Raw genomic sequence first — 6,364 nt, 5'->3', positions numbered from 1 at the left:
CGGCTGCACCCGCTCAGCCCGGGCGGACGGCGTGAACAACCCGAGGGATGCGGCGTTGGCGGACCAACTGCTGCACGGCCTGCTCAAGAGCTTCGCCCTGTGGCCCCAGGTCAGCCTCGGCCACCCGCCCCTGACCCCGGACATGCAATCGCAGGTCGTCGAATCGGCCCTCGACATGTTCCTCGGCCACTACCAGGCCTGAATACCCCCGTCCTGCCTCCCTGGCCCGCTACAACCTGCATCCAGCACGCAGAAATGGCTTGGAAGGACACTGATTATTGTCCCTGGAATGACTGACAATATTCGCCGGACTGATCCGACAAGCGGCCAAGCCGCGGGAGCACCGGCACGGTGCTCCACCACAGAACCTGGTGCAGGAATACATGGAAAATCAACGCGGCAAAGGGCTGTCATTTGCCCGGCGCATCTATCGACCAAGGATCATAGGTCTAGGCATCGGCGGCATCAGTGTCTTCGCCGCAATCCAGCCCCTGGCACCAGCGGACTGGGTCTGGGCCCTGCTGCTGTTCCATGGCCTGCTCTGGCCCCACCTGGCTTGCCAGCTTTCCACCCGGTCGGCCTTTCCCTACCAGGCGGAGCGCCGCAACATGCTGTACGACTCGCTGCTCGGCGGTTTCTGGGCGGCCACCATGCAATTCAACCCGCTGCCGACGGTGACCATCCTGTCGATGATGGCCATGAACAACGTGGCTGCTGGAGGACTGCGCCTGTTCATTCGCGGCAGCCTGGCCCAGTGCGGCGGAATACTGCTGTCCTGGGCCCTGTTCGGCGCCAGCTTCACGGCCCGGATCAGCGACCTGCAAGTCTACGCCTGCCTGCCCATGCTGACCCTCTATCCATTGGCGGTAGGCACCGTCTGCTACCGCCTGGCGATCAAGCTGTCCGATCACAAGCGGGCCCTGAGCGCCCTGAGCCGTACCGATAGCCTGACCGGCCTGCTCAACCACGGCTCCTGGAAGGACCTGCTGCACATCAAGTTCCACAAGTGCCAGCAACGACAGATCGAGGCCAGCATCGCCTTGATCGACATCGACCATTTCAAGACGATCAACGACACCTATGGCCACATCGTCGGCGATGCAGTGCTGCGCCACCTGAGCAACCAACTGCGGTGCAACCTGCGCCATGACGACCTCGCGGGGCGCTATGGCGGCGACGAGTTCTGCGTGATCCTGCCGCGCATGGGCCTCCCGCAGGCGGTGGAGGTCATGGATCGCCTGCGCCGGGTCTTCAATCAGTACCGGCATCCGCACATCGAAGACTTGAAGGTCAGCCTGAGCATCGGCCTGGCGGCGTTCGACGCCGGCTTCAAGGATCCGTCGGCCTGGCTGCATGCCGCGGACCAGGCGCTGTACCAAGCCAAGAACAACGGCCGCAACCGGACCGCCAGCAACGATGACGGGGATCGCCTATCCCAGGCGCAAATGGCATAAGAGCTTGAAAAACCTATACAAAAAGGAAGTAAAAAATATTTTTGTACAGGTTTATTTGGATTTTCCAGCGCCAATGCCATCATAATGCCGCCACTTCGCGACAGCGCTCGCCTTTCCTGTGCAGCGCTGCGGCTACAACCGTTAGCCAGGCCAAGCCAACTAAATCGACTCACAGCCAATACGTATCTACCTGATGCGACCACCGGCGCTCACCCGATGCGCCGCCCCGCATCAGCACTGTGAGTTTTTCTGTCAGCCATGGAACGCTGGCATTGAGCAGATAATGTCGGATGTCAGGGAGCATTCGGCGTACCGGCGCACTCATAGGGACCGACGCAACGTTTTTCCCACAGAGCACCAGCCCACATGCTATTCAACCGCCACAACAAGACCATCGATTCCCTGAACCGGACCATCGCCGAACAAACCCGCATGCTGGACGCCATCGACCGTTCCATGGCGGTGATCGAGTTCGACCTCCACGGCAGCGTGCTGCGGGCCAACGACAACTTCCTCAAGACCTTGGGTTATCGCCAAGACCAGGTCCTGGGCCAATCCCACAGGCTGTTCTGTACGGCCGAATATGCCCGCAGCAGCGACTACCAGAAGCTATGGAGCCGACTGCGCGATGGCCATTTCGAATCCGGCACCTTCGAGCGCCTGAACAGCGATGGCCGCAGCCTGTGGCTGGAAGCCAGCTACAACCCTATCCGCGATGAAGCCGGCAAGGTCTACAAGGTGGTCAAGTACGCCCTGGATGTCACCGCCAGGATCCAGGAGCAAGTCGAGGCCCGGAACAAGCTGGACGCTATCGACCGGGCCATGGCGGTGATCGAATTCAACCTCGACGGCACCATCCTCGACGCCAACGCCAATTTTCTCGGGCGCCTGGGCTACAGCCTCGGCGAGATCAAGGGCAAGCATCACCGGATGTTCTGCAAGCCGGAACTGGCCAACAGCAGCAGCTACCAGGACTTCTGGAACCGCCTGAACCAGGGCCAGTTCATCAATGGCCGCTTCGAACGCACCGACAAACACGGCCGCACCCTGTGGCTTGAGGCCAACTACAACCCGGTGTACGACGCCGCCGGGCGCCTGTGCAAGGTGGTCAAGTACGCCGCCGACGTCACCGAGCAGGTGGAAAAACACGAGCGCGATGCACAGAGCGCGGCCCAGGCTTACCACATCTCGGTGCAGACCCGTAAAGTCGCCGAGCAAGGCACCGGGGTGATCCAGCAGGCCGCCAGCGAAATGCGCCAGATCGCCAGCAACATCGAGGACTCCTCCTCGCAGATCGCCCGGCTCGGCGAGCGCTCGGAGCAGATCACCGCCATCGTCAACACCATCCGCGGCATCGCCGACCAGACCAACCTGCTGGCGCTCAACGCCGCCATCGAGGCCGCCCGGGCCGGCGAGCAAGGGCGCGGCTTCGCCGTAGTCGCCGATGAAGTTCGCCAACTGGCGGCCCGCACCAGCGGCTCGACGGCGGAAATCTCCAACATGATCGACATGATCCAGAACGAAACCCAGCAAGCCATCAAGAGCATGGATGGGACCCGGGAGCGGGCGACCAAGGGTGTGCAACTGGCCGACCAGGCGGGCTCCGCGATCCTGCAGATTCGCGACGGCGCCAGCGAAGCAGTGGACGCCGTGAGCGTGTTCGCCGGGGAACGCGGCGCGCTCTAAGAGAAACCGTTCCCGGCGTCGATAATGACGCCGGGAACGCCCCGCAAAGCTATAGTGGCCCGACGTTCCAACGCCTGGCGGAGGCCACCATGAGTTCCAGCGACACCCCGGAAAATACCAGCTCGAGCACCGATCACCTGCGCTTTCATCGCGCCCATGCCCACTTGGCGCCGACCTTCGGCACCGACAGTTTCGCCCTGAAGGCCGAGGCCTTCGCGCGCTTCTTCGGCACCCCGGCCTTCCTCGGCGCGCAGACCCTGGTGGTGGTGATCTGGGTCGCCCTGAACCTCAGCGGACTGACCCACTTCGATGTCTACCCCTTCATCCTCCTGAACCTGGCCTTCAGCCTGCAATCGGCCTATGCCGCGCCGCTGATCCTCCTGGCGCAGACGCGCCAGGCCGCCCGGGACAAAGCCCAGTCCGACGCCGACGCGCAACACCGCGAAGCCCTGGCCATCGCCAATAGCGAGCGCCAGGCCCAAGCCGCCCAGACCACCGCGCAACTGCTGGAATTGCTGGAGCAGAACACCCGCCTGACGGAGATGACCAAGCAGTTGACCGAGCGCATCGAGAACCTGACCAGCGAAATGCACGAGCACTTCGTGCGCAAGGCACAGCCCGGCGCCTGAGCGCCTCAGTTCCAGCGCAGGTGGCGCGCCAGCTCGTCGAACAGCGTCACCACCGAACGCAGGGCCCGACAGTCCGGCCGGGTCAGCAACCACAGGGCCGTTTCATGGCCCAGGGGTTCGCTCAAGGGCACCAGCGTCCCGTCGGCGACGAGAAAGTCCGGCAGCGCCGCGACCCCAAGCCCTGCACGCACCAGTTCCACCACCGACTGCATGCTGTTGCAGCGATAGGCCGGTTGCACCCCAGGCCACTGCTGGCGCCGCCAGGCCACCGTCGGATGGTCGGGCAGGAAGTCGTCCGGGGCGATCCACGCCAACTGCGAAAGCTCGCTGCAATCCACCCGCTGGCAGTACGCGGCACTGGCATACAAGCGATACGCCACCGCCCCCAGGCAGCGCCCCACCAGATGCTCGGGCGGCGTCGCGGTCAGCCGCACGGCGATATCCGCATCGCGCCGGCTGAGGTTGGCAAAGTCATTGGAAGTGCACAGCTCGATGACCAGAGCCGGATAGTCCGGCATGAACTGCGCCAGGGCTGGCAGCAACAAGCTGTGCAACACCGAGTCGGTGCAGGTCAGGCGCACCGTGCCGCTGATGACCTCGCCACCCCTGGCCACACCGATCCGCGCCGCCTCCAGCGCCTGTTCCGCCTGCTCGGCTTGCAGGGCCAGGGCCTGGGCCAGGCCGGTGGGCAGATAGCCGGCGCGGCTCTTGTCGAACAGTTGCTGGCCAAGCCCGGCCTCGAGCCGGCGCACGGCGCGAAACACCGTCGAGACATCGACCTTGAGCAGGGCGGCCGCGCGGGCCAGGGAGCCGCCACGGACCAGGGCCAGGATCAGCGCCAGGTCGGGATAGTCCAGTTGATAGTGCGCTGCTGCATTGATCATTTGTCAAAACGCCAATATTGATTGCACCAGCGCCAATCTATAGTGGCCACCAACCGACCACAAGCCAGCATGAGCAGAGGAGCGCCCCATGCCCGCACACCCAGCGACACCACCGATCCGCATCGCCCTGGTGGGTGATCACGATCCCCGGATCACCGCACACCAGGCCCTGCCCCTGGCCCTGGAACGAGCCGCCATCGAGACAGGCGTGCAACTGCAATACCAGTGGCTGGCTACCGAGCAGTTGCACGATGCCGGGCAGCTGGAAGGTTTCGATGGCATCTGGTGCGTACCCGGCAGCCCCTATCGCAACATGGCCGGGGCGCTGCTGGCGATCCGCGTGGCCCGGGAGAAACAGCGGCCCTTTCTCGGTACTTGCGGCGGCTTCCAGCACGCGGTGCTGGAATACGCTCGCAACGTGCTGGGCTGGACCGACGCCGAGCACGGGGAAACCGCTCCCGAGGCCGAGCGGGCGGTCCTGAGCCTGCTGAGCTGCGCCCTGGTGGAAACCCGCGATCTTATCCAGTTGCGCCCCGATAGCCGGATCGCCAGGGCCTATGGCAGCCAGAGCATCGAGGAAGGCTACCGCTGCCGCTACGGGGTCAATCCGGACTTCGCCGGCCCCCTGCTTGCCGGCGCCCTGCGTGCCAGCGGCCACGACCAGGCCGCCGAGCTGCGCGCCGTGGAGCTGGACGGCCATCCGTTCTTCGTCGCGACCTTGTTCCAACCCGAACGCGCGGCCCTCGCCGGCCACACCCCGCCCCTGGCGCGGGCCCTGCTCCAGGCCTGCCGGGAGGTTCAGCGATGATCGGCCAGACACCCGCACCGCCCTACTACGCAGTGATCTTCAGCTCCCAGCGCAATGCAGCCGATCCGGACTATGACCAGGCGGCCACACGCATGCTCGAATTGGCCCGCCAGCAGCCGGGATTTCTCGGGGTCGAATCGGCACGGGGCGCCGATGGCTTCGGAATCACCGTGTCCTACTGGACCTGCGAGGAGGCGATCCTGGCCTGGAAGCGACACGCCGAGCACAGCGCAGCCCGCGAGCGCGGTCGCAACCAGTGGTATCGCAGCTTCAGTACGCGGGTGAGCAGGGTCGAGCGAGCCTACGGCGGCGCTGAATGAACGGTCTCCCGGGGCGCCTGTCCAGGCGCTCCGGGCAGTCGCGGCGGGTCAGCCCCGGTCGCTGGAGAGCAAGCTGCGCACGGCCTGGATTTCCGGCAGGTCGCTGCGGCGCATGTACACCCGCAGGGGCTCGCTGATGTTGATCCGGTCGTCGATGTTCTGGTCCAGCAACAGCTGGATCTGCTCGCGACGCAGGCTCATGGCCTCGCCGTCGGCCCGGGTCCAGACGAACTCGCTGGCCGGGACTATGGCGTCGTCGGCCACGTCCATGCCGAAGGAGTCTTCGCTGAAACGCACGATGTAGCGGCCAGTCTTGTGATTGAAACCGACAAAACCCTTGAGCTGGTCGGCGGCCTGGCAAATGAGTTCGGAGGTGATGCTCATGGTAAACCTCGCTATGGGTCCCGCAGGACGGGGGATCGATGGTCTACACGCGAGGCAAGGAACAGCAGTGTTTTCTGGCTTCCCTCTGCTGGGGAAACTGCGGCGTCCAAGAGTACTGCAAAGCGCCGGAAAAAACCCGGGACCTGCGCAACTGCTCGCTCGATGTCGCTCTGGCGATAGCACAAGCGTCATCGAGTTG

General features: G+C 64.5%; 8 protein-coding genes. 6 read left to right on the top strand and 2 right to left on the bottom strand.

Annotated elements, in window-relative coordinates; genetic code table 11:
• From ACK6AU_RS07440 to ACK6AU_RS07425, 4 genes are all read left to right on the top strand, one after another.
• Positions 1-202: TetR/AcrR family transcriptional regulator C-terminal domain-containing protein (locus tag ACK6AU_RS07440; protein WP_409298526.1), on the top strand; the 202-nt coding region annotated here is incomplete at its 5' end.
• Between the two features lie 181 nt (positions 203-383).
• Complete coding sequence (locus ACK6AU_RS07435) at positions 384-1,454, top strand: diguanylate cyclase (protein WP_185701465.1); 1,071 nt, start codon at positions 384-386, stop codon at positions 1,452-1,454.
• A gap of 366 nt (positions 1,455-1,820) precedes the next feature.
• Positions 1,821-3,140, top strand: coding sequence for a methyl-accepting chemotaxis protein (locus tag ACK6AU_RS07430; protein ID WP_409298523.1), 1,320 nt, complete (start codon positions 1,821-1,823; stop codon positions 3,138-3,140).
• 89 nt (positions 3,141-3,229) lie between these two features.
• Positions 3,230-3,769, top strand: a complete 540-nt coding sequence (locus tag ACK6AU_RS07425; protein WP_185701463.1) for a DUF1003 domain-containing protein — start codon at positions 3,230-3,232, stop codon at positions 3,767-3,769.
• 5 nt (positions 3,770-3,774) lie between these two features.
• On the opposite strand, the gene ACK6AU_RS07420 is transcribed toward ACK6AU_RS07425, so the two are convergent.
• Positions 3,775-4,653: a LysR family transcriptional regulator gene (locus tag ACK6AU_RS07420; protein WP_409298521.1), complete on the bottom strand. Its 879-nt coding sequence runs from the start codon at positions 4,651-4,653 to the stop codon at positions 3,775-3,777.
• Positions 4,654-4,741: 88 nt separating this feature from the next.
• Here ACK6AU_RS07420 and ACK6AU_RS07415 point away from each other — a divergent pair, with 88 nt between their 5' ends.
• Both ACK6AU_RS07415 and ACK6AU_RS07410 read left to right on the top strand, forming a co-directional pair.
• Positions 4,742-5,461, top strand: coding sequence for a CTP synthase (locus ACK6AU_RS07415; protein ID WP_185701461.1), 720 nt, complete (start codon positions 4,742-4,744; stop codon positions 5,459-5,461).
• Positions 5,458-5,781: an antibiotic biosynthesis monooxygenase gene (locus tag ACK6AU_RS07410; protein WP_185701460.1), complete on the top strand. Its 324-nt coding sequence runs from the start codon at positions 5,458-5,460 to the stop codon at positions 5,779-5,781. Before ACK6AU_RS07415 ends, ACK6AU_RS07410 begins: the two co-directional genes overlap by 4 nt.
• 48 nt (positions 5,782-5,829) lie before the next feature.
• Here ACK6AU_RS07410 and ACK6AU_RS07405 read toward each other — a convergent pair whose 3' ends face one another.
• Positions 5,830-6,165, bottom strand: a complete 336-nt coding sequence (locus ACK6AU_RS07405; RefSeq protein ID WP_022640366.1) for a DUF2025 family protein — start codon at positions 6,163-6,165, stop codon at positions 5,830-5,832.
• Between the last annotated feature and the right edge of the window lie 199 nt (positions 6,166-6,364).

Source organism: Pseudomonas sp. KCJK8993 (assembly GCF_046230915.1).
GTDB lineage: Bacteria > Pseudomonadota > Gammaproteobacteria > Pseudomonadales > Pseudomonadaceae > Aquipseudomonas > Aquipseudomonas piscis.
This window is presented reverse-complemented; position numbering and strand designations above follow the sequence as displayed.

Excerpts from the sequence above, each read along its gene's own strand:
- ACK6AU_RS07435 (WP_185701465.1), top strand. The coding sequence starts at position 384 with ATGGAAAATCAACGCGGCAAAGGGCTGTCATTTGCCCGGCGCATCTAT.
- ACK6AU_RS07430 (WP_409298523.1), top strand. The coding sequence starts at position 1,821 with ATGCTATTCAACCGCCACAACAAGACCATCGATTCCCTGAACCGGACC.
- ACK6AU_RS07425 (WP_185701463.1), top strand. The coding sequence starts at position 3,230 with ATGAGTTCCAGCGACACCCCGGAAAATACCAGCTCGAGCACCGATCAC.
- ACK6AU_RS07420 (WP_409298521.1), bottom strand. The coding sequence starts at position 4,653 with ATGATCAATGCAGCAGCGCACTATCAACTGGACTATCCCGACCTGGCG.
- ACK6AU_RS07415 (WP_185701461.1), top strand. The coding sequence starts at position 4,742 with ATGCCCGCACACCCAGCGACACCACCGATCCGCATCGCCCTGGTGGGT.
- ACK6AU_RS07410 (WP_185701460.1), top strand. The coding sequence starts at position 5,458 with ATGATCGGCCAGACACCCGCACCGCCCTACTACGCAGTGATCTTCAGC.
- ACK6AU_RS07405 (WP_022640366.1), bottom strand. The coding sequence starts at position 6,165 with ATGAGCATCACCTCCGAACTCATTTGCCAGGCCGCCGACCAGCTCAAG.